The sequence below is a fragment of the Flavobacterium frigidarium DSM 17623 genome (genome assembly GCF_000425505.1).
Lineage (GTDB): Bacteria > Bacteroidota > Bacteroidia > Flavobacteriales > Flavobacteriaceae > Flavobacterium > Flavobacterium frigidarium.
The window spans coordinates 1-23,755 of record NZ_AUDO01000010.1 but is presented as its reverse complement, the minus strand read 5'-3'; the positions used below and the strand labels follow the sequence as shown (position 1 = coordinate 23,755).

Annotated in this window: 22 protein-coding genes, 1 tRNA gene and 1 pseudogene; 6 read left to right on the top strand and 18 right to left on the bottom strand. The window is 35.3% G+C overall.

Annotation, left to right across the window (positions count from 1 at the left end):
• The first annotated feature begins 78 nt into the window (after window positions 1-78).
• Window positions 79-1,506 (top strand): rubredoxin, encoded by a 1,428-nt coding sequence (locus tag H603_RS0107435; protein WP_026707990.1) that lies wholly within the window; start codon window positions 79-81, stop codon window positions 1,504-1,506.
• 133 nt (window positions 1,507-1,639) lie between these two features.
• Here H603_RS0107435 and H603_RS0107430 read toward each other — a convergent pair whose 3' ends face one another.
• From H603_RS0107430 to rocD, 13 genes are all read right to left on the bottom strand, one after another.
• A complete protein-coding gene (locus H603_RS0107430) occupies window positions 1,640-2,944 on the bottom strand; it encodes a M28 family peptidase (protein ID WP_026707989.1) in 1,305 nt (434 codons plus the stop codon).
• A gap of 485 nt (window positions 2,945-3,429) precedes the next feature.
• Entirely contained in the window at window positions 3,430-6,051 is a 2,622-nt protein-coding gene (locus H603_RS0107425) for an AAA family ATPase (RefSeq protein WP_026707988.1), read from the bottom strand.
• A 407-nt stretch (window positions 6,052-6,458) separates the two neighbouring features.
• Complete coding sequence (moaA, locus tag H603_RS0107420) at window positions 6,459-7,466, bottom strand: GTP 3',8-cyclase MoaA (protein WP_026707987.1); 1,008 nt, start codon at window positions 7,464-7,466, stop codon at window positions 6,459-6,461.
• On the bottom strand, window positions 7,453-8,367 hold the full coding sequence (gene moaCB, locus H603_RS0107415; protein ID WP_026707986.1) for a bifunctional molybdenum cofactor biosynthesis protein MoaC/MoaB: 915 nt from the start codon (window positions 8,365-8,367) through the stop codon (window positions 7,453-7,455). Before moaCB ends, moaA begins: the two co-directional genes overlap by 14 nt.
• A 126-nt stretch (window positions 8,368-8,493) precedes the next feature.
• The gene (locus tag H603_RS0107410) at window positions 8,494-8,931 is read right to left on the bottom strand and encodes a molybdenum cofactor biosynthesis protein MoaE (RefSeq protein ID WP_026707985.1); all 438 of its coding nucleotides are present in this window, start codon (window positions 8,929-8,931) and stop codon (window positions 8,494-8,496) included.
• A 10-nt stretch (window positions 8,932-8,941) separates the two neighbouring features.
• Window positions 8,942-10,021, bottom strand: coding sequence for a HesA/MoeB/ThiF family protein (gene moeB / locus H603_RS16610; RefSeq protein WP_035675650.1), 1,080 nt, complete (start codon window positions 10,019-10,021; stop codon window positions 8,942-8,944).
• Window positions 10,022-10,066: 45 nt separating this feature from the next.
• Window positions 10,067-10,303: a MoaD/ThiS family protein gene (locus tag H603_RS0107400; protein WP_026707984.1), complete on the bottom strand. Its 237-nt coding sequence runs from the start codon at window positions 10,301-10,303 to the stop codon at window positions 10,067-10,069.
• Window positions 10,300-11,097: a uroporphyrinogen-III C-methyltransferase gene (gene cobA / locus H603_RS0107395; RefSeq protein ID WP_026707983.1), complete on the bottom strand. Its 798-nt coding sequence runs from the start codon at window positions 11,095-11,097 to the stop codon at window positions 10,300-10,302. Before cobA ends, H603_RS0107400 begins: the two co-directional genes overlap by 4 nt.
• Window positions 11,098-11,106: 9 nt before the next feature.
• Window positions 11,107-11,667, bottom strand: coding sequence for a molybdenum cofactor guanylyltransferase (locus tag H603_RS0107390; RefSeq protein ID WP_026707982.1), 561 nt, complete (start codon window positions 11,665-11,667; stop codon window positions 11,107-11,109).
• 42 nt (window positions 11,668-11,709) lie between these two features.
• Window positions 11,710-12,456: a sulfite exporter TauE/SafE family protein gene (locus H603_RS0107385; RefSeq protein WP_026707981.1), complete on the bottom strand. Its 747-nt coding sequence runs from the start codon at window positions 12,454-12,456 to the stop codon at window positions 11,710-11,712.
• Between the two features lie 6 nt (window positions 12,457-12,462).
• Window positions 12,463-13,635 carry a molybdopterin molybdotransferase MoeA gene (locus H603_RS0107380; protein ID WP_026707980.1) on the bottom strand — a complete coding sequence of 391 codons (1,173 nt, stop codon included), beginning with the start codon at window positions 13,633-13,635 and terminating at the stop codon, window positions 12,463-12,465.
• A gap of 312 nt (window positions 13,636-13,947) precedes the next feature.
• Entirely contained in the window at window positions 13,948-14,910 is a 963-nt protein-coding gene (locus H603_RS0107375) for an arginase (RefSeq protein ID WP_026707979.1), read from the bottom strand.
• Between the two features lie 12 nt (window positions 14,911-14,922).
• Entirely contained in the window at window positions 14,923-16,206 is a 1,284-nt protein-coding gene (gene rocD / locus H603_RS0107370; protein ID WP_026707978.1) for an ornithine--oxo-acid transaminase, read from the bottom strand.
• 232 nt (window positions 16,207-16,438) lie between these two features.
• Between rocD and H603_RS0107365 the strand changes: the two genes are divergently transcribed.
• The 3 genes from H603_RS0107365 (at window position 16,439) to H603_RS0107355 (ending at window position 18,813) form a co-directional block, all read left to right on the top strand.
• Window positions 16,439-16,891 carry an Lrp/AsnC family transcriptional regulator gene (locus H603_RS0107365; protein ID WP_026707977.1) on the top strand — a complete coding sequence of 151 codons (453 nt, stop codon included), beginning with the start codon at window positions 16,439-16,441 and terminating at the stop codon, window positions 16,889-16,891.
• 110 nt (window positions 16,892-17,001) lie between these two features.
• Complete coding sequence (locus H603_RS0107360; protein WP_026707976.1) at window positions 17,002-17,775, top strand: dienelactone hydrolase family protein; 774 nt, start codon at window positions 17,002-17,004, stop codon at window positions 17,773-17,775.
• Window positions 17,776-17,832: 57 nt separating this feature from the next.
• Complete coding sequence (locus H603_RS0107355; RefSeq protein WP_394359125.1) at window positions 17,833-18,813, top strand: M28 family peptidase; 981 nt, start codon at window positions 17,833-17,835, stop codon at window positions 18,811-18,813.
• Between the two features lie 209 nt (window positions 18,814-19,022).
• Here the strand turns inward: H603_RS0107355 and H603_RS0107350 are convergent.
• The 4 genes from H603_RS0107350 to H603_RS0107335 all read right to left on the bottom strand — a co-directional run bounded on the left by H603_RS0107350 (window position 19,023) and on the right by H603_RS0107335 (window position 21,499).
• Window positions 19,023-19,098: transfer RNA gene (locus tag H603_RS0107350), tRNA-His, on the bottom strand.
• 76 nt (window positions 19,099-19,174) lie between these two features.
• On the bottom strand, window positions 19,175-19,891 hold the full coding sequence (gene bshB1 / locus H603_RS0107345; protein ID WP_026707974.1) for a bacillithiol biosynthesis deacetylase BshB1: 717 nt from the start codon (window positions 19,889-19,891) through the stop codon (window positions 19,175-19,177).
• Between the two features lie 53 nt (window positions 19,892-19,944).
• Window positions 19,945-21,027: an isochorismate synthase gene (locus H603_RS0107340; RefSeq protein ID WP_026707973.1), complete on the bottom strand. Its 1,083-nt coding sequence runs from the start codon at window positions 21,025-21,027 to the stop codon at window positions 19,945-19,947.
• 40 nt (window positions 21,028-21,067) lie between these two features.
• Window positions 21,068-21,499: a PaaI family thioesterase gene (locus H603_RS0107335; RefSeq protein ID WP_026707972.1), complete on the bottom strand. Its 432-nt coding sequence runs from the start codon at window positions 21,497-21,499 to the stop codon at window positions 21,068-21,070.
• A gap of 381 nt (window positions 21,500-21,880) precedes the next feature.
• Between H603_RS0107335 and H603_RS17740 the strand changes: the two are divergent.
• A pseudogene (locus tag H603_RS17740) lies at window positions 21,881-22,600 on the top strand (HNH endonuclease signature motif containing protein); the annotation flags it as partial.
• A complete protein-coding gene (locus tag H603_RS17735) occupies window positions 22,595-23,461 on the top strand; it encodes a T9SS type A sorting domain-containing protein (RefSeq protein WP_262487957.1) in 867 nt (288 codons plus the stop codon). The pseudogene H603_RS17740 and the gene H603_RS17735, both read left to right, overlap by 6 nt.
• Window positions 23,462-23,533: 72 nt before the next feature.
• Here H603_RS17735 and H603_RS0107325 read toward each other — a convergent pair.
• A partial coding sequence (locus tag H603_RS0107325) for an IS3 family transposase (protein ID WP_026707971.1) occupies window positions 23,534-23,755 on the bottom strand: 222 nt, incomplete at its 5' end.

Below are 23,755 nucleotides of genomic sequence, written 5' to 3'. Positions count from 1 at the left end.
TGAAAACTACAAGCCGAAACAGTAAACTGAACACTGCAAACTGAGAATAAATACTAAAAAAACATAACACCAGAAAAGATGAAGCTAACGAGATTAATAGTAAAAGGAGGCGTGATTTCACCGGGAGAATTGCGTGATATTGTAAACCTAGCTTTAGATCAAAATTTAAAAAACCTCTCTTTTGGATCGAGACAAGACATTATTTTTCCCGAGGCTTTTATTGAAAATAGTGATGTAAAAAATAGCGCTCACAAATTTATTTTCCCGGATAGTTTTGCAGTTAATAATATCGTTTCCTCTTATGTTTCTACAGATATTTTTACCAATACCTCTTGGCTTACTGGAAACAAATTTCTCTATGTTTTAGAGCAGTTTCAAGAACAACCTAAGCTGAAAGTCAACATCACAGACCCTAGACAACAGCTTGTTCCTTTATTCACGGGACATATTAATTTTATCGCTTCTGAACATGATGATTATTGGTTTATGTACATTCGGTTGCCGGGTTGGGAACGCATGGAAGTCTATCCCGCGTTAATTTACAGTTGGGACATTGCTACCATTTATTATTACATCGAAAAGTTAGTTGCTAACGAGGCGATAGGAATCAGCAAAATATTCAATATTGTCAGTGAAACTCTAGATACTAATAACCGAACCATCGACAAATCATTGCAAATTCCGTTTCATCCTTTTCCATACTATGAAGGTATGAATCGACTGGGAATCGACCAATATTGGTTGGGATTGTACTGGAGAAACAACTTGTATGATTTGGAGTTTTTAAAAGAAATGTGTGATTTGTGCTTCGAATGCAAGATTGGAAAAATCAGCATCACTCCTTGGAAATCCTTTGTGATAAAAGGGATTCCGAAAGACCGAAAATTAGACTGGGAAAAATTTTTGGGTAAGAAAGGAATCAATATTCGTCACTCTTTATTAGAATTGAATTGGCATCTCCCCGTGGCAGAGCAATGGGCACTGGAATTGAAGACTTTATTGGTGCGAACATTAGATCAGTTTGATATAAGTACTTACGGACTTACGTTTGGAATTTCTAATTACAATCGAGACGGCCATTATTTTACTTCGATTGTCGTAGAAAAAAACAGTTTACCACAAGATTTACAATCGATAAAAATTAGAGACACTTACAATGTTTTGTATGCTCGCAATTTTGATCCCAATACAAGAAAGTATCAGGTGCATGTTCAAGATGTGGATAAATTAGAGTTGCCTACTATTTTAATCGAACTAAGTAAAAAATATTTTGAAGAATTAGGAAGTGAAACTCCATCGAGAAACATAGAAACTAGCGTTCAAGAGAACGAAATGCAAGAAGTATATCAATGCCAAGATTGCCTTACTATCTACAACGCTAAATATGGTGATCTTACACAAAACATAGCAGCAGGCACCCTTTTTCAAGATTTAGCTGAATCCTACTGTTGTTCTATTTGCGAAGCTGCAAAGGAAAATTTTGAAGTATTGCTTATCGAAATGTAAAACTCTTTGTCTTGCATTTTTATCGAAAAAAGAAACCATTTAAAAAACAAGATGGATTAAGTAACTGACTTAATTTCTTATTTCTTAAATGGTTTCCCTGAAATATTTTTTGCGCTTTGAGCGAAATCTACGCTTATCTCAATTGCGTCGTATCTACTCTTGTAGGCGTATCTTCACCACTAATAATAGTCGAAGAACTAATTGCAATCGCTTTGATAATTTCGGTCATGTTGTTCATATCTAACGTTCCTATCTCATCACTCGCTTTATGGTAATTTGCTTCACTATCCATTTTAGAAGTCGAAATTGTATGTGCAGGCACTCCTAATTTCGCTAGTGTAGCATTGTCTGATCTGTAGAACAATTGTTGGTCTGGATACGGATCTGGATGAAATTGAAACTGCGAACCTTTTAAATTCTTCTGTAAAATTTCGCCCATATTTGACTTATCAAATCCCGTGATGTACGCTGAGTTTTTTCCCCATTTAGATTCTGTTCCTATCATTTCGAGATTAAACATCGCTGTTACTTGTGCCGCATCCATCTGTTTCGAAAAATGCTTTGAACCATAGCCACCTATTTCCTCCGCTGTAAAAGCAGTAAAAATTATCGAGCGTTCGTTTTTATTCATTTTCTTAAAATAGTCAGCGAGCATAATTACCGCAGTCGTTCCTGCAGCATCATCATTGGCACCGTTGTAAATAGAATCTGTTTCGTTTTGGTTGGCATCCGCCGCAACGGATTCAATTCCTAAATGATCATAATGTCCTGAGAAAATCACATATTCATTTGGTTTACTCTTCCCTTTCAAAACACCTACAACATTGTTTAATTTGTTTGTGCTAACGGTGTTTTTTACATCAATTTTAAAATGTGCTGCTTCACTAGGACCAAACACAAAAACTACCGTATTTTTCCCAGGAGTTGCCGCCACTTGATTCATGTGTCGCAAATTTGGCATCACTCGCTTAAACGAGTTGTCTACAAGAACCAGTAGGTTTTTATCACTCTGGTAATACTCATAAAACTTCGGTCCAAAAGAGTCTCCAGCTCTAATATTCACCACAGCAATAGGACTGTCTTCTGTAAAAGAGGCCTCCGGCTGATATGAAAAAGCAATCATATCGTCTTGCTCAATAGTCTTTCCGTTAATTTGAACGTTCAGACTTTTAGTTTTGGATTCGGTCATTTCGAACTCTTGGCGGAAATCTTTGGCACCGTTAAAAGTCTCTAAACCTATCATTTTAAATTGGTTTTCGATATAACCAGAAGCCTTATCGATTCCTTTAGTAAAAGTTGCACGCCCTTGCATATCATCTGCAGCAAGTATCGTTTCTACCTCGGTAACTTTTTTGACTGTGATGATCTTGTCAATTGATTGCGCCTGAGAAACCATCCCCGCACAAAGCATAAGACCACTTATAACAATTCTTTTCATAGCTGTATTTTTGTTTGTACTAATCGTTTTAATATAAGAGTGTGTTTTTTGAAATCTGTTACAGTGAATTTAATAAAATAACCAACATTTATACATCACTACTTCTTATTTTAGGAGCACTGCAACCGCAGTTTTTAAGAACTTCCCTCCTGCTGTCCGCTGTATCTCTCCACTACGTTACGAGGATGCCGCTCCCATCAGGGCTATTACTTACGACTCTTTTCCAAAACAACGGTATTATGATTGTCATCGCCACAAAGTAAACTAATATATCTACAACAATAGTACACTTTAACTCGAAATGGCTTGTGGAAGATTTTATGAGGAAACTTGGTAGCTAGATTGGATTTTTAGATTGTTGGTAAATCATACAGTTTAGGATTTATGTATTAGAGATAAATGAAATAATTTTAAATGTTGGCCTAACCACTAACTTAAGATTTGAAGAGAATTTTGCGGCAATGGGAAGAAAATATTATGACTGGTTATGTTCTACGTTTTCTAATTTGACCTATGTACTGATCTAAAGTCGTCACGTCAACAAGAAATTCGGCAGAATCAGGCATTTCCTCAATTAAAGTTCCTGCGGTATCGTGTCCCGTGAAATAAGTAGAACATTTACTCATGTTTTTTTCAACAAGGTTATAATCCTCATCCGATAAATCTACAATTTTTGATAAACGCTGAGTTTGTATTGCTCTGCCAAATCTTTGAATTGCTCCATTTAAGAATACTTCTTCAACAAAACGCTCCCAAGTTTCTCGAAGTTTTCCATATAAATATTTTGCTCGTTCTTTATAAACTTCATCAGTTTCCGTTCGCTCAATTTTTTCTAATTGTTGATATTCACTTTTTAGCAATCTGATACGTTTTCCAACAGGTAAAGCATCCCATGGCGGGTTGCTTGCAATTAGTCCTGTTTCTTGTTTCTTTCTCGTGAGACTCTTTATGTCTAAATTACAATTCAGATTTTCAGAATGTTCTTGAATCATTAGTAAAAAAGTGATATCGTGAGTAAAAACTATAACTTGTCGTTCTAAAGCTTCTTCTGCAATTCTTTTTGATATCTTATTTCGCCATTTATGGTCTAGAGATGAAACTGGATCGTCAAAAATTATAGCACTTTTATGTTCTGAAGTGGATAATTCAGACAAGAACGTTGCTAATGAAATGCATCTATGTTCTCCTTCACTTAAAATGTCTTTTAATACAATTCCATTTGAATTTTGTTCGTCAAGTCTTAAATAATGGTATTGTTTTCCTCTTTGACCTTTAGTTTCGGTTTCTATTTTAATATTTTTAAAACCTAGTTTTGAAAGTTCAGTTTTGAAGTTTTGTTTAAGATTTTGACTGACATATTTTGTAGCTAACTCATTACTATGTGTCGTAATTGTTCGAGTAGTACATTTACTGATGCACTGATTAAGTAAATTTATTTTTTTCTGACGATAAATTTCGCGTGCTAATTTGGGTTTAAAATCGAAAATCTTTTTTTCTCCTTTTAATTGATTTAATTCTTTATTGAGTGGAATTAAATCATCTTCAATTGATAGAACTTTCAATTTTTCATTTGCTTCTATTAAACTTTTAATTGATTGTTGAATCAATGTCTTAGGCGTATTTTCTATTTCAATTGAGTCAATTACTTCAATTATTTTTTTTCTTTCAAAAAGAGCTGTTAAATTATCCCTTTGATTTGAAAGCAATTCCAAATATTTTATTTGAATTTGTGAATAATCATCAATTATTTCATCAAGTTCAATGGCTGTAGGATTTTGTTCCTTAAATGAGAAATCTATTTTATTTAAATATTCATTTGCTAAATTAAATTTATGAAATGCTACATCATGAGTTTTTTGAATGTCATTTTTTACAAAAGTTTCAAAAGACACAAATCTGTTTTTTGCATCTTCATCTAAATCTTGTAGACAAAGTGGGCAATTGCTGTCTTCATTTACTTCTGGGAAATTTTCTGTTTCGGTACTTATATTGTAGAATTTTCGAGCACTCTCCCAAAGTAATTTCCAAGAACTATTACCAACACCTTCAATTGGCAATTCAGTGAATGCTTTTTCAGAAGATTCTTTTAAAGCTTCGCATGTTGTTACAAAATTGTTTAATGTTAGTTTTAAATCTATTAAAATCGAACCTGTTAATTGATTTTCAAGGGCTTGAAATTTGTTTTGTAAAATTTCGAAACGCTTTATTTTTTCTTCATTTTCTTTTAAACTTTTCTTTGGATCTGTTGCTTTTAACTTATCAATTTCTATAATTAATTCTCCAATTCTAGAACTTTTAGTTGAATTCCAAAATGATTCAGCTCTTAATTCGTCAAGAGTTGAATTTGAATTTAAGTTTTCGAGAAATGTTTTTGCAGTTGAACAATCAGAGACTTCCAAAAGTGTGTGGTCGAATTTCTGTAAATCCAGACTCAATAATTCTGCCTTTAGACCGTTTTCAACCCTTTTTAAATCTATTGCTAATTTTTCTACAATAGATAAACCTTGAGGAATGAAAGCAATTTCATCTTCTCCGTCAATGTAATGATTTGCACTGAATGTATCAAAAACGTCAATACTTTTTAAAGCAGAATTATTTACTTGTTCATTAACGAGACATACTGTACTGAAATTTGTTCCATCAGTTGTGTACTCTATATCTGCTTTTTTATCTTTTCCATAACAAGTTGGATCGTATAAGTTAACATTTATTTTTGGTTTACGACCTCTTGTATTACAAGCGTGTTTCAAAATACTCACATAACTAGATTTTCCTGATCCATTGTCTCCATAGACGATTGTTAGGCCATTTGGTGCGAATTCTAATTCACTAGTTTTTGAAAGAGCGTTAACATTATCTACATTGGAAATTCTAGAAAGTGTCACATTATCAATATTAGTTGAGTTATTTGCAAAATTTCTTAAATCACCAAAATCAACTTCAGCAAAATCAGCTTTAGATAATCCATAATCTACTTTACAAATTTCTTTAAGCTCTGAAATGTCATTTCCAGTTAGTTCATTATTTCGAATTAAGCGGTCAATTGCTACTTGCCAAAAAACTGGTTTGTTTTCAGCCCAATCAATTATGTCGTTTAGTATTGGCATCGTATACTAGTTTGTTAAATTATACGTTGTTCTTCATATATTTAATTGTTAATTTTTAAATATATAAGGCTTAAATGTAAATAATATGTAATGCAAATGCGCGCAAAATTATACTTCTTTACACTCCCAAACATACAAATAAATATCCGAAAAATCTGAACATTAATTCCAAATAGATACCATAAGTCGTGCTGTCATTTAATGTACGTGTTAAATTAAAATAATTGTAATTACCCCACAACTCCCCTAGCCCCGGGAGAAGTGAAAACCCCATGCAGCTGGAAAATTGCTTTTACTGCAGCTGGCAGAGCGACCAGAGGAAGCTCCTGCCAGCTGCTAGAAAAAGGATTTGAAAGCAAATGTGTTGTAACGAATGACGGGAATTGCTCCTGATTATTCTAATGACATTATCCGCCTATGCTGATCATGCTGCGGTTGTCTTGATTTAAGGTGGGATCATTGATTTCGGCGGTGGTAGTCATGCCGGCTCTGACCTTCTTTTTACTTTTTATAGCGGCCGAAATCGCATCCTCTATTGGTTGGTTATTGCGGAAAGGCGTTAGCAAGTCAGTCTCAGAATTTGAGAACAGACAGTTTTTTATTTTGCCGTTTGCAGTCAATCGAATGCGGTTGCATCCATCACAAAACGGATTGCTTATCGAACTAATGATTCCGAAGCTTCCTTTGTGACCTTTGATCTTGTATTCCCTAGCGGTAAAGTTAGCTTCATCAATTAATTTATCGACGTGTTCAGGCGTGTAATGCGCTTCTACTTGGCTCAAAATTTCCTGCTGCGTCACCATTTTACTGCTGTCCCATTCATTACCCGCAAAAGGCATGAATTCTATAAACCGAATCGAAATAGGCATCTCTTTTGTTAGGGCAATAAAGTCGATAATTTCGTCCTCATTGAATCCCTTGATAAGGACTACATTTATTTTTACTTTGAAATTATGCTCCAGTAACAATGCCAGGTTATCCATGACAATCGAAAACTGATTGCGTAGGGTGATGGCATTGAATTTTGTTGCCACCAAAGTGTCTAAACTTAAATTGATTTTAAAAACGTTACACTCTTTTAAAACGTCTAAATGCCTGTCGATTAGAATGCCGTTTGTAGTTATTGATATCTCGGTTTCTAGCGATGACAACTGCTTGATTATTGCTGGAAAGTCTTTGCGTAATAAAGGTTCGCCACCAGTAAGTCTGATTTTATCGACGCCATAATCCACAAAGGTTTTAGCGATTTTAAAAATTTCATCGGCAGACATGATGTCGGCTTTTGGAGATAATGGGATTCCGTCTGCAGGCATGCAATAGGTACAACGCAAATTGCATTTCTCTATTAAAGAAATGCGCAGGTAGTTGTGCTTTCGTCCAAAATCGTCCGTTAAAAGGCTGTTATTTGGCGTCATGATTAGTGCCTTTAAATATGTGAAAAATGTGCAGAACATGCGGAAAAATAGCATCCATAGATTCTTTTGCACCGTTTGTAGAACCCGGTAATGCCAGCACTAAACTGTCTCCTAAAGTTCCCGCAACTGATCGCGATAACATAGCATATGGCATGCGGTCTTGACCGTAATTACGAATGGCCTCTTCGATGCCCGGAATGCGGCTTTCTAGCAAAGGCTCTAAAGCTTGCGGTGTTACATCGCGTGGCGAAAGTCCAGTTCCACCTGTGAAAATAACCAATTGATTGTCTTGGCTGTATTTTCTTGTACGCTCTTGAATATAATCAATTTCGTCAGGTATGATTTCGTAATGCGTGGTTTCGACTCCGTAAGAATCTAATTTCTCTACGATAACTTTTCCTGAACGATCTTCTTTTTGACCTGCAAATATTGAATCTGAACAAACAAAAACGGCTGCTTTTATAGGTTTGTCAAAGTTGTTTTTAAAAGACGATTTTCCGCCCTTTTTTTCTACAAGTTTGATAGTCGAAATTTCGATTTGCTTGTCGATAGGTTTCAGCATATCATACATGGTTAGCGCCACAATCGAAGCGCCATGCATAGCCTCTACCTCTACTCCTGTTTTATACACTGTTTTTACTGTGAACAAAATATCGATACTTAAATCATGTATTTCATAAGCGACAGCAGTATACTCTATAGGTAACGGGTGGCAATCTGGAATAGCCAAATGGGTGTTTTTTACTGCAAATAATCCTGCAGTTTTTGCCATTTCGAGCACATTCCCTTTTGGAACCAAATTATTGACAATTGCGTCTATTGTGTTTTGATGACTGACTAAAACAGTAGCCATCGCTGTTGCTGAACGCAACGTATTTATTTTATGTGTGATATCTACCATTCTAATAATCTAGTGGTTTTAAAGTTGGCTAACAAAATGTAAAGCAACAGTAAAACTATTTTTATGTGTTTATTTAAAATCAAAAGCATTTGTTGGTCCAAAAACGCATTACTTCTGAGCTAATCGCTATAAAGTATTCACTTTCCAAGTGCTTTCCTCGTTTTCGAAAAGTTCTTTTCCAAAAATAGGCACATCTTCTTTAATCCCGTTTACAATTGATTCTGTGGCTTCATAAACCTGTTTTCTTCTTACAGCAGAGACAAAAACAAATAAGCAAACTTCTCCTACTTCAACAACACCTAAACTGTGATAAATGTGCATGCAAACAAGGTCATATTTGGCGAAAGCCTTCTCTCTAATGGCGTCTAGTTTTTCGTTTGCCATTTCTTCATAAGCGGTGTATTCTATGGCTTTTACCTTTGTATCACCATGAACATCAGCGCGAACCTGCCCTAAAAATATGTTATGTGCCCCAATGCTGTGTTTGCCTTGATGCTTTGCGATTGATTGTGCAATAAATTCACTTGAAATTGCCCCTTGTATGAAAACTGTTTTCTTACTCATGGTTCTATTTTTAAGAAGTAAAGACTACTTCATTATTTTTAATTTTATTGATGGCGTTCATCCCGCCTGCTACGTTTAGTAGCTTTTTAAAGTCAGCTTTTACTAATATTTCAATGGCTTTTTTACTTCGAATACCTGATTGACAAAAGACAACTATTGTTTTAGTAGCGTCTATTAAATCTAGTTTCGAAGGCAACTCTGACAACGGAATAGCAATGCAATTACTAGCGATCAATTTTGGTACTTCTTCGGGGTTTCTAACATCTAGAAGAAGGCTGTTTTCATCGTTAATATACTGCTCTAGTGCTATTGCAGAAATAGTATCAAAAGCTGATTCTGTGCTATTGTATTTTTCATCGAAAGCTTCATTATCAGTGATCAAAAACTCTTTTTTACTCACATTGAATTTTTGCTGTTCGTTTGTGAGCATGTTGTAGACTAGCAATTTTCCAGACAATGTTTGACCAATTCCTAAAACCATTTTCAGCACTTCATTTGCCTGAAACATACCTATAATTCCAACTGATATCCCCATTACTCCTGCCTCATTGCAACTTGCAGCGGTAGCATTATCTTCTGGAAAAACACAGCGATACGACGGTCCGTTCTTATAATTAAAAACAGCGACTTGCCCTTCAAATTTGTACACTGATCCATATACAAACGGTTTATTAATTGCGCAACAAACATCGTTGATTAAATATTTGGTGTTCAAATTATCAGTACCGTCTACAATGATATCGTACTGATTGAATAAGGCGATGGCATTTTTACTAGACAATCTTTCGGCAACAGTATTAATAACTACATGTGGGTTTAGTTCTGACGCCATTTTTGCAGCCTCAGCTACTTTTTGATTGCCTATTGCCGTCGTTTTATAAATAACCTGACGTTGCAAATTACTCACATCAATAACATCGTCGTCTAGCAATCCTATTTCGCCAATTCCAGCTGCAGCCAGATAAGGCAATATAGCAGCACCCAAACCACCTAATCCTATAATTAAGACTTTGGTTTGTTTGAGTTTTTCCTGACCGCTCTCGCCTACTTCAGAAAGTATGATTTGTCGGTTGTAACGTTTTGATTCCATGAAATTATCGCTGGACTATTATTTTATAATTTAATTATTTATTCTTTAACCCCCTGCAAAGGGTGGCAGTAAAGCAACTACATCATTGCTTTGTAAATCGTATGTGGCTACATCTTGAATAAGCTCATGGTTGACCGCTACGCTGTAAGAAACCGTATCAAAATTGTGCTTGGTGGTTACCGCTTGTATTAGATCAACTAAAGACTGCTCAGCAAACAAAACCATTTCTTCTGCTACATTAGCTTGTGCTGCGATTGCTCCAAAATATTTTACTGTTATCATGCTATTTCATTTAAATTTTGAAAAACAAATTCATCATTTGAAGCTACTTCGCTATACAAAGCGCTCAGTTTAGAAGGGTTTTTCACAACTTCACCAATGATAATAATCGCTGGAGAAGCTAATTCATGTTCTTGAACCACGGCCACTATCGAACTCACAGTTCCTATGACCATTTTTTGATTTTCGGTAGTACCATTTTGAATTATGGCTACCGGCAAATCGTCGGTTCGATTATTTTGGTATAAAGTTACAATTTCTTTTAGTTTATGCATCCCCATAAGGATAACAACTGTCGCAGATGATTTTGAAGCCAAATCAACATCTTTAGACAACTTATGGTTTGAAGTTGTTCCAGTGATTACCCAAAAACTCTCAGAAAAAGATCGTTGTGTAAGCGAAATTCCATTAGCAGTAGGCACACCCAAAGCAGAAGAAATACCTGGGACAATTGCAGTTTCTAAACCGTGTTCTTCGGCGAAAGCTATCTCTTCACTTCCACGTCCAAAAACAAATGGATCGCCACCTTTTAATCGCACTACGTGACCGTGCTTCTTGGCCATGACAACAATTAATTCGTTAATTTGATCTTGGCTATAAGCATGACATCCAAAACGTTTTCCAACGAATATTACCTCAGCATGTTCAGCATGTTCCAATAATCCTTCATTTACCAATGCATCGTATAAAATCACATCGGCATCCTTCAAAGCCTTTACCGCTTTAATTGTAATCAAATCTACATCTCCTGGTCCTGCTCCTACAATCGTTAGTTTGGCTGTCTTTGAATTTTTCATCTTTGCTTTTTACTTATTAGTCAGTTCGTTTAACGCTGCCACGGTATTTATATTTCGAAATTGCTCGCTTCTATGATCATCAATTGTTATAAATTCTGCTTCAACCGAATCTAGAAAACGCATCATTTTTAATTCGTCATTTTCAATGGCAACTTTTAATTTGGTCATCACTTTTTTAGAATAACATCCTATTAAAGGATGTGTTCGGTCTGTATCTTTGAAAACAGTCGCCGTGACATTTTCATTTTCGAACAATAATTTTAATAAAGACGCTTTTATTAATGGAATGTCACAACTTAAAATCAAACAATTTTGATGCTTAGCATACGTTAGCGCTGTATAAATTCCGCCTAAAGGTCCTTTATCAATTTCAATATCTTTTCTTTTTTCGAAAGGCAAGTAGTCATAATCACTGCTATTTGTAATCAAAATAATATCTGTTGAAACCTCTTTTGCAGCAGCAATAATGTGTTCGATAAACGGAATGCCATTGTATAGCACCAGTCCTTTTTCAGACTGCATTCGGCTGCTTTTACCACCGCATAAAATTGCTATACTTACACCATTCATTGTTTATTGCTGTATATTATTGTACTTTAAAAGTCCGTTATTTTATGGAAAAATCAACTTGACACTTGCTGACAAAATCACCACTCCCAAAACGTATTTAAGCGTTTTATTTGAAAATTTGCCACTTCCATAATAAGCTCCTAGCATTCCTCCAACCATCGCAACGGGAACAAAGTATAGACTTTCAATAGGGAACGAACTCCCATTTAAAAGATAACCCGATATTCCTGCAAGCGAATTCACAAAAATAAACAGACTCGAAATTGCCGCTGCTTCTTTGATATTTGCCCAACCTAATAATAAAATAATCGGACTCAGGATTATTCCTCCTCCTATACCCAACATCCCAGATAACAATCCTATCGTGGCTCCGGATGCTAAGGCTAATGGAATATTAATTGCCGTTATTTCTTTTTCTTTAGTACTAAAAAGTCCAAGTAATCGTAAAGCTGCAAAAACCAAAACTACTCCTAAAATTGCTTTATAAATAGTCGTATCTAAGGTAATGTAACCTCCTAGAAACGCTGCGGGTACTGATGCTATTGCAAAAGGATAAAACAGCTTGGGTTTAAAAAAATTTGCTTTATAATAAAACCAAAAGGACGTACTAGACACAAACAAATTCAGTAATAATGCTGATGGTTTCATCACCATAATAGGCACTGCAAAAATTGCCATTAAAGCCAAATAACCTGATGCGCCACCATGACCTACACTAGAATATAAAAAAGCTACAATTATTAAAGCAAAACAAAATACGATTAAATCGCTGTTAGATACTAAATCCATTTGGTATTAATTAAAGGGAATAATTGTTACCTCCTCATTTGCTGCTATTGCTGTAACGTCATTAGGAATGGTAATAAAACAATTTGCTGTAGAAAAAGTATTCAGCATCGCTGAGCTCTGACTTTCTAAAACTCGAACATCATGATCGTTATAAAATCCTTTTAGAAATAATGTTTTACCAGTCGTATTGTTATATGCTGCGCTTATTTTTCGGCTCATTTTTGGTAAATGAATATTGGTTAAACCCAATCGCTTTTTTAAAGCAGCAAGAACATAAACATAAAAGCAAGTCAATGACGAAGCTGGATTACCTGGCAAAGCAAACACTAATTTGTCCTCCTTTTTTCCAAAGAACAATGGTTTCCCTGGTTTTTGGTTGATTTTATAAAATAACTCTTCGACTCCATTTTGTACTAATGCTTCTTTGACAAAATCATAATCTCCCACAGAAATTCCTCCAGAAATTAAGATGACGTCAAATTGCGTCAAACAGCTTTCGATAACTTTAGCAGTTGCTTTTAAACTATCTTTTACTTTAAAAATAACTGGTTTATTAATTCCTACAGATTTTAAAGCAGCCGCTAACATTACTGCGTTGCTCTCATAAATCTTTCCTTTAGGTAATTTTTTACCCACAGCTACTAGTTCGTTTCCAGTAACAATAATCCCTACTTTAGGTTTAGAATACACTTTAACGGTTACAATCCCAAGACCTGCTAAGAAGCCAACCGCTGCTGCCGAAATCACTGTGTTTTTTTCTAAAACAACAGCATCCTTCTCTATTTGCTCGCCTTTGTTTCTAACATTTGTTGTTACCGCCGGAACTTTATCGATGGTTATAGAATCACCTTTTACAGTAACGTGTTCCTGCATCACCACAGTATCTACAGCATCAGGAATATAGGCCCCCGTGAATATTCTAATCGCTTCATTTTTTTCTAAAGTACTATTACTAAAATCACCCGCTTGTGAAGTTCCCACGACAGCTAGCGACGTCAAATCACTGTGTATAAATGCATAACCATCCATTGCTGACTGGCGAAAAGGCGGCATATCGATTGGTGAATAAATCGTTTCAGCCAATACGTATCCTAACGCTTTAGCTACTTTTATTTTTTTTACCGGCATTTTACTACTATTGGCTGCTATAATAGCCAACGCCTGATCAACTTGAATCATAAAAATTATTTTAAAACTACGTAAAAGTACTTATTACAAATATAAATAAATCCTTTAAGCTTAATTCAGAATTAACTGTTAAATACTGCGAAATATATATTTGGAGATATACGTCTAGTATTTTATTAAAAAGGGATTACAATATAAAAATACTGCATTATTATTAATTATAGAGAGAGAAAGTCACAAGTTAATAGTGCCAATCAAGAAATCAATAATACCAAGTTGATTGACAATACATTGCCACTAAAAAAAACAAACCCCAAACAATAGTACTATTGCTTGGGGTATTCATTATTTTAAGAAAAAAGTCTATGCAATCCAGAGATCAATTGTTTCTGTTACATTCTCAAGAACATCAAAAGCTGTTTCAGCCATTTTATTTCCTTTAGTGTCTAATAGCGGATTTACCTCAACAACTTCCAAACAAGCTACTTTTTTAGATTTGATGAAGCGATTAATAATTTCCATTACTTCAAATTGGTCAAATCCTTTAGAAACCGGAGTTCCAGTTCCATAAGAAATCATATCGCAATCCATTGAATCAACATCAAATGAAATATAAATAAGATCGCAGTTTGCCAGCCTTGCAAGCGCTTCGTCTACACAAGTTGCTAATCCGCGAAAGCGAACTTCATCTACTTTATAATTGCGAATATCTAATTTTTCAATTTGCTTGTCTTCTGCTTCTTCCGTATCGCGAACACCAAAGTAAATTAAATTCTCAGGTTTGATTTTGGTGCCTTCGACACCTATATTTTTCATGTTCTCCCAGTGTTGCACCGTTTCAGGAGTGATGTCATTGATTTTGCAATCTAAATTATCATTCGCTAAAGCGGCAGATAAAGGCATACCATGAATATTTCCTGATGGCGACGTATAAGGAGAATGCAAGTCAGCATGCGCATCGATCCATACAACGCCAAGAGTTTTTGTAGGGTACACTGCTTTAATACCGCTTATTGTTCCCAACGCTGACGAGTGATCGCCAGACAAAACAATAGGAAAGTAATTAGCTTGTAAATTGTGCTTTACAGCATAACTCACACGGGTGCACTGCTCCACTACATGTTCGATTCTTTTGGCAAAAGTATTTCGATTTTTATCATAAATACTTTCATTATGGGTTTTCACATCCTCAAATGGAAAAAGATTAAAGTAGTCGCTGTTTTTATTGATTGCAGCAATTTCTATCGCATCAATCCCCATATCAGAACCGCGTGTTCCGGCCCCAATATCAGATCTATTTTTAATTAATTTTATTGCTCTTTCCATATTGACATGAAATTATTTAAAGTCGTTAAGTGCTTTTTCGATAATAGCAAGACAATCATAAATTTGCTCCTCAGTAATTACTAGTGGTGGTGCAAATCTAATTTTGTTACCATGCGTAGGTTTTGCTAACAAACCGTAATCTCTAAATTTCAAGCAGATATCCCAAGCCAAGTCTGACTCTTCATCGCTATTAATTACTATTGCGTTTAGTAAACCTTTTCCTCTCACTAAGGTAATCAATGGATTTCTAGCAGCAATATCATTTAAACCTTTTCTTAATATAATTCCAAGACGCTCTGCATTTTCAGATAATTTTTCATCCTTAACAACTTCAAGAGCTGCCATTGCAACCGCTGCCGCAACTGGGTTTCCACCAAAGGTAGAACCGTGTTGTCCCGGTTTAATCACATTCATGATCTGGTTATTGGCCAACACCGCAGAAACTGGATAAACACCACCAGAAATCGCTTTTCCTAGAATTAAGATATCTGGTTTTACCTCTGGTTTGTTCTCACAAGCATGCTCACATGAACAATTACCACAAGTTGCTAACAACCTTCCTGTACGCGCAATTCCTGTTTGTACCTCATCGGCAATAAACAATACATTGTGTGCTTCACACAAGGCTTTGGCCTTTGCCAAGTAACCTTCAGTAGGTACATAAACTCCCGCTTCCCCTTGAATAGGCTCTACTAGAAATCCAGCAATATTTTTCGAAGATTTCAATGCTTGCTCTAAAGCATCAATATCATCATAAGCGATTTTTATAAAGCCATCGGTAAACGGACCAAAGTTTTTACGCGCATTTTCATCATTCGAAAACGAAATAATTGTAGTTGTTCTTCCATGAAAGTTGTTCTCACAAACAATAATTTCAGCTTGGTTCTCAGCTATACCTTTGACCTCATAAGCCCATTTTCTACATATTTTCAAAGCAGTTTCTACAGCCTCTGCTCCAGTATTCATTGGAAGTACTTTGTCAAAGTCAAAATATTTAGTTACATACTCTTCAAAAACACCTAGTTGATCATTATGAAAAGCTCTTGATGTTAGTGTTAACGTTTGCGCTTGTTTTACCATAGCACCCACAATTTTTGGATGACAGTGCCCTTGATTCACCGCTGAATATGCTGATAAAAAATCGTAATATTGTTTTCCATCTACATCCCACACATGCACGCCCTCTCCTCTTTCAAGTACCACGGGTAACGGATGGTAATTGTGTGCTCCATGATTGTTTTCTTTAGCGATTAATGCTTCTGATTTACTTGAAAGTTTTTGCGTTGCGTCTTGCATAAATGTGATTTTTTAGATTATTTTATGAATTACAAAGCTATACAATTTAAATTATTTAACCCAATATTTAAGAACTTTTGACTTAAATACCTTGATAAAAAGTCAACTTATTTATTAATACAAAATACAAAAGTCAAATTTTTTATTTTAATTCAAAATACAACCTTTAAAATCAAAATTTACTTTACATTTATATTCGAAAAAATGATTTCGCAAATTTAAACTACAAAATATGGATGCAATAGATGAATTTGATATTAATATCATCAAGGAATTAGAAAAAGATGGTCGCGTACCCTATTCTACTATAGCTTCTACCTTGAAGATTTCTAACACTATGGTGCACCAGCGCATCAATCGATTGATCGAACAAGGAATTTTGACTGGAATAAAACCTATTATTAATGAGAAGAAAGTAGGCTATGACTGGGGAGCCTTTACAGGATTAACACTCAACAAAGATCAAGATTCGAATAGAGTGATTGAAGAGCTTAAAAAAATCCCTGAAGTGACAGAATGTTATTTTATAACTGGTTCGTATACCTTGTATATTAAAATGATTGCCAAAGATCACGAACACATGCGAAAACTACTTTACGAGAAAATTGACAACATTCCTGGCATTGCAAAAACCGATTCAATGATTGAACTAGGTTGCGCTTTTAAAAGAAACATTAGTCTTTAAAGATACTGCACAGTGATTGCTAAACAATTATTAAAAAAACTGTAAATTAGTGCTCTAAAAAAAGGTTCGTTGTTTATTTTCGGATATTTGTCTCTAAAAAACTTAACATTATGAAAAGCATAAAATTTTTTATTTTAGGAATATTGATCTGTTCCACTGGCGCTTTTGCGCAGTTAAAAGCGGTTACTTATAAAGATGACGCGCAAGTCTTACACGGTTTTGCTGTTCAAGCAGAGAAAAAATCCACTAATAAACCCGGAATCTTAATATTACCCGCTTGGAAAGGGATAGACCAAGCATCAAAAGATTATGCTGTTGCATTATCTAAACTAGGTTATAACACTTTTATCGCTGACATTTATGGAGAAGGAAACTATCCAAAAGACAATGCAGAAGCAGCTAAAAGTTCTGGTTATTACAAAACCAATTACGAAAAATACCAACACCGCATTCAACTAGCCTTAGACCAATTAATTAAATCAGGAGCAAATGCAGATAATATCGTAGCAATAGGATACTGTTTTGGTGGTACAGGAGTACTTGAAGCAGCACGCGGACAGATGAAATTTCAAGGTGTGGTTTCGTTTCACGGTGGTTTAGGTAAAGACGTGTCAAGACCTACAGAGCCTATCACAACTAAAGTTCTCGTTTGTCACGGTGCTGACGACCCTTATGAGTCTCAAGAAGAAATCCTTGCATTCCAACAAGAAATGCGCGATGCAAAAGCCGACTGGCAAATGATCTATTATGCAAATGCCGTTCACGGATTTACAAATCCAGAATATGGTGACGACAATTCAAAAGGTGCAGCCTATAATGAAAAAGCATCTAAACGATCTTTTGAACACTTAAAATTATTTTTAAGCGAAGTTTTAAAAAAGTAAAAAATCAACCAAATATAAATGAGAAACTTAATTCCAATTTTAGCTATCGCAGCAGCAATGACGTCTTGCAGTAGTGTAAAAACCCAAAAGCAAGTCGATAATTCTAATCCTACAAAGTATTTGAATTCGATCACGGCAGCCGACTTAAAAACGCATTTGTACATTGTTGCAAATGATTCTATGGAGGGTCGCGAAACAGGGTCAGAAGGTCAAAAGAAAGCAGGGCGCTACTTAATCAGTCAATACACTAAAAATGGCATCTCCTTTCCAAAAGTAGCCGAATCCTTTTATCAAAAAGTGCCAGCCGCTTTTTTAAATAGAAGAAAAGGCGACAACTTAAACGATTCAGAAAATATTTGGGCTTTTATCGAAGGTTCAGAAAAACCTGAAGAGGTGGTTGTAGTTTCTGCACATTACGATCACGTAGGTGTAAAAAATGGCGACGTTTACAATGGTGCCGATGATGACGGATCAGGAACAGTTGCCTTACTAGAAATTGCCGAAGCATTTGCCAAAGCAAAGAAAGATGGGCACGGACCTAAGCGTTCGATCTTATTTTTTCACGCTACAGGTGAAGAGCACGGATTGCTAGGATCTAGCTACTACTCTGAGAATCCATTGTTCGCTTTTGAAAACACAGTTACTGATATTAACATCGACATGATTGGTCGTCGTGATGCTGCTCACGAAGCCTCAAATAATTATGTTTACTTGATTGGAGCAGATCGTCTGTCAAGTGATTTAGACAGTATTTGCACTGCTGTAAATGACAAATACACAAAGATTGACTTAGATTATAAATTCAACGATAAAAACGATCCTAATCATTTCTACGAACGTTCAGATCATTATAACTTTGCTAAGCACGGCATTCCTTCTGTATTCTTGTTCAATGGTGTGCACGCTGACTACCACAGAAAAACAGATACTGTTGATAAAATTGAATTTGATGCTTTGACTAAAAGAACACAACTAGCATTTTCAATCGCATGGGAAGTAGCCAATCGTGAAAACAGACCTATAGTTGATAAAAAGTAATTAAAATCATTAGGGCACATCCTAGCTTTCACTATCGTTACAGCTAGGTCAGGCTATTTGTTACAATCTCCCGAGAAAATTCGGGAGGATTTTCACTTCTATCCTTTGTGCAAAAAAAAGAGCGCTTTGATTTACTCAAAGCGCTCTTTTTTATACCAGAGTTTATCTCACAAAAAAAGCCTCTCATTTCTGAGAGGCTTTTGCTTTCTGGGTGGAAGACGGGGCTCGAACCCGCGACCCTCGGTACCACAAACCGATGCTCTAACCAACTGAGCTACAACCACCATTTGCTCTTAGCGGTGGCAAAGATACAACTAAAGTTTACTTCTGCAAACATTTTTTGCAGAAAAATGCAATAAATTTACATCAAATCCGCTAAACTATTGACAGCCAAATACCTCTCAACTGTAAAACCTTCGGCATGATCTACGCCTGCTAAACGTCCTAAGTCTCTTGAACGATAATTCAAGCTTTCTAGGAAATTCTTTGAGCTAATAGGCGACTCCGGTTCTTTAGAATTTGGATCATAAAATTGCGACCCATAAGCCAATATTGATTTAATCTTAGTATCTGTAAATCCTGTGATATCAACTACAAAATCAGGTTCGATATTTTTCCATTGAATGTAATGGTAAACTAATTTAGGCCTCCATGCCTCTTGCTTCACACCATCGATTTCCGTTTCGATTCGCACAAGTCCCGATAAAAAACAAGCGTCAGAAACTAACTTGCTCCCTTTTGCATGATCAATATGTCTGTCGTCGATTGCATTACACAAAACAATTTCTGGTTTGTATTTGCGAATCATTTTAATTACTTCTAATTGATGTTGCTCGTCGTTAAGAAAAAATCCGTCACGCATGTCTAAATTCTCTCTAACAGCGACTCCTAAAATATCAGCCGCAGCAGTCGCTTCTTGATGGCGTATTTCAGCAGAACCTCTTGTTCCTAATTCTCCACGTGTTAAATCTACAATCCCTACCTTCTTCCCTAGCGAAATCTCCTTTAATATTGTTCCTGCACAACCTAATTCTACATCATCTGGATGTGCCCCAAAAGCTACTATATCTAGTTTCATTTAATCTAATTTAATTATTCTCTATTCTGTTTAATTATGCTTTGTACTCTCAATTAGAGTACTATTTTTTTCATTGTAATTGATTTGTTCTCGCTTTCCTTCCACTCGTCTTCAGGAACGCTGTCTTTCGTGATTCCGCAGCCCATATACAAACTTGCTTTAGTGATCTCGCTTGTATTGTTATTTTCGATTTTCATGCAACGTAAATTCACATACAAATCAGATTGTAGTTTTCCGTTTCCGCTACTCTTTTTATTGAGTTCGCCTAAAAAGCCGGTATAATATTCTCTGTGATAATTTTCGTTTTCGAGAATAAAATCTTTGGCTACAGCCTTAGGTAATCCACAAACTGCAGGAGTAGGATGCAACACAGCGACTACTTGCTCCAAATTAGAATCTTGGTCTAATATTCCTTCTATATCCGTTTTTATATGCAGTAAACTTCCTGCCTGTAATGTATACGGACTAGAAACTGAAACTTCTGTGGTAATATCTTTGAGGTTATCAATAATAAAATCGGTTACAAATTGTTGCTCTTCCATTTCTTTTCTACCCCAATTCACATCAACGGTATCAACATACTTTTGGGTCCCTGCTAATGCCATAGTATAAAAACTCTTCTTCTTTGAATTCAACAAATGTTCTGGCGTCGCTCCCATCCACATTCCTATTTTTGGATGGTACCAGCAATAACAAAAAGCCGTAGGGTATGTCTGCACTAATTTAGTAAAAACCGAAACCAATTCAAATTCGGGAAGCTCGATAACTTCTTTTCGAGATAAAATAACTTTATTGATACTACCGTTTGAAATCGTTTCCACCGCTTTTTTTACGATGGCTTCAAATGCAGCTTTGCTAGATTCATCTCTCGGGATAGCCTCTGTTGCTATCGTATCAAATTTTACGACACTCATTTTTGACTCCAGTTTTACTGCTTGATCTTTTGGAATCAATAGCTTTTGATTGTTATCAAATGGCGCAAATACAAAACCACTTTCTTCTAAATTCTCAGAAAAATATAAGTGATCATTCTGCTGAAAGTATCCAATTAATTTATTTTTATTGGGTTTTCGATATATAACAAATGGCAAGTTTTGTGCTTCTTGTTGCTTTACTTTAATAAAAAAATCGATCATAACACCTCTAATTTTTTAGCCTACATTATTACTAACACTATTATTTATCGGTGGTTTTTGTCAAAACCATATTGGTCAATTTACAAAGCGAAATCAAATTTCCTTCTTCATCAGTAATTTTAATTTCCCATAAATGCAAGCTACGCCCTTTGTGAATTATTTTTGCAGTACCATAAACCATACCTGTGCGAATGCTTTTTAAATGGTTTGCTGATATCTCGATTCCGCGAATTTCTTGTTTTGCTGCATCTATAAAAAAATGAGAAGCGGCACTACCCACACTCTCCGCCAGCGCCACTGATGCACCACCGTGCAACAAACCCATAGGTTGATGAACAGCAGCATTTACAGGCATCTTTGCGACAAGAAAGTCATCACCAGCATCTATGTATTCAATTTGCAAGGTTTCCATCAAAGTGTTTTTTGAAAACTTGTTGCAGTATGCCACTATTTTATCTTTATCTAAAGCCATTTTTCAAGTCTAATAAGAATGTAAAAATAAATAAAAGATAAGAGACACCACAGTAATTGCACGGCTTATTCTCTAAATGTAATGGGTTTATGGGATTTTTAATAAATAAGATCACATTTATAACCATTTAATGACCTTAATTTAAAATTTAGCTCACACGAGTAGTCAATATATAATATTAAAAATACACACTTCTTTTATTGTTTTAATTCTCGTACTACCCCTATTTAAAGGCATCTTATATAGTAGAAATTAAAAGATTTATTCTGTAAAAAATAATTACTATTTGCATGCTGAAATTATATAGTTTTGGCGCCAATTGAAAGCTACTGCAGAATTTAATTACAACTTAAATCACAACCCTAATTTATTACTACCTACATGAAACAACTTTACACATTTGCTCTGATTTTCATCATCACGACGGGGATGGCACAAATTCCATCCGGCTACTACAATAGCGCTACAAGTAGCGGTTACACTTTAAAAACACAGCTCTATAACATTATTAAAAACCATACAGACAAAGGTTATAATGGACTCTACACTACTTATCAAACATCAGACGTAGATAATTTTTACGAAAAAGATGGTTCTGTCTTAGATATGTACTCTGAAAATCCTAAGGGAACGGATCCATATACCTATGCCACAAATTCAACGCAGCGATGCGGCACCTACACTAAGGAAGGTGATTGTTATAATAGAGAACATATCATTCCACAATCAACTTTTAACTCTAGTGCTCCAATGGTTTCAGATGCACATTTTATCATACCAACTGACGGAAAAGTAAACGGGCAACGCTCTAATTATCCACACGGCACTGTTGCAACTGCAACTTGAACCTCATTAAATGGCAGTAAATTAGGATCTAGTTCTGTTTCAGGATATTCAGGAACCGTTTTTGAACCTATTGATGAATTCAAAGGTGATATTGCCCGCATGTATTTCTATTTTGCCACTCGTTATGAAACAACCGTAAGTGGTTACTCTTACCCTACTTTTAATGGAACTTCAAACCAAGTTTTCACGACCGCATTTTTAAATATGTTACTCGCATGGAATACACTTGATCCCGTTAGTGCGAGGGAAGTGGCACGTAATAACGCAATATATGCAATCCAGAACAATAGAAATCCTTTCATAGATCACCCAGAATACGTACAAAAAATTTGGGGTAATAGTACATTACCTACCGCCACAGAGTTGTACTTTACAGAATATATTGAAGGTTCTTCAAACAATAAAGCATTGGAAATTGTAAACGCCACTAATAGCGCGGTGGCTTTAAACATTTACAGCATTAAAAAACAAACTAATGGCGCAGGAGGATGGAGTGCAGGAATTACACTAACTGGAACTTTAAATAAAGGAAGTAAATATACCATCGTGAATAGCGCCATCGCATCAAATTGTTTTTCAACCTCAGCAGCAAATATCAGCACAACTGCCAGCGAAATGGCTTTTAATGGTAATGACCCTATAGGCCTATTTAAAAATGGTGTATTAATTGACATTATAGGAACATTCAATGGTGGGACTGCAAATTTTGGTGCCGATGTAACTCTAAGAAGAAAAAGTAATATAACGGGACCTAAGACTACATTTGATAAAAATAACGAGTGGGATTCTTTCTCATCAGATACTTGCGGTAATTTGTCGAGCAGAGCAATACAAGGCAATACAAAAACAGCAATTAATATTGAAGAAGACCATACAGATAAAGATCTTTTAGATCAAACGTTGATTTATCCGAATCCTTCAAGTGGCGATTTTATAATTTACAACATTACCAAACAATATGCGGTAACAATTTACAACCTTATAGGTCAAGTAGTTTTTGAAGAAAGCAACAGAAACACCAGTACATTATCCGTCACTAACTTACCTAAAGGAATGTATCTCGTTAAAATTACAGACGAGTCTCATACAGTCCTTAAAAAAATAATAATCAACTAGTTAATTACAAAACAATCTACATTTAAAAAGCGGCGATATAGACTGCACCCAAAAGTTTAGACAAATTTATAATTAATTTTGATAATAGTGAGCTCGATATTGTATCGGGCTCATTTTGTTTAAATTTGATTTAATTCTGTCGTTATTGTAATATAATATGTACTCTTTAATCTCTTTTTTTAATTGATTTATAGAGTTGTACTTTTTAAGATAAAACAACTCCGATTTTAGTATTCCAAAGAAGTTTTCAATGATTGCATTATCTAGACAATTGCCCTTTCTTGACATACTTTG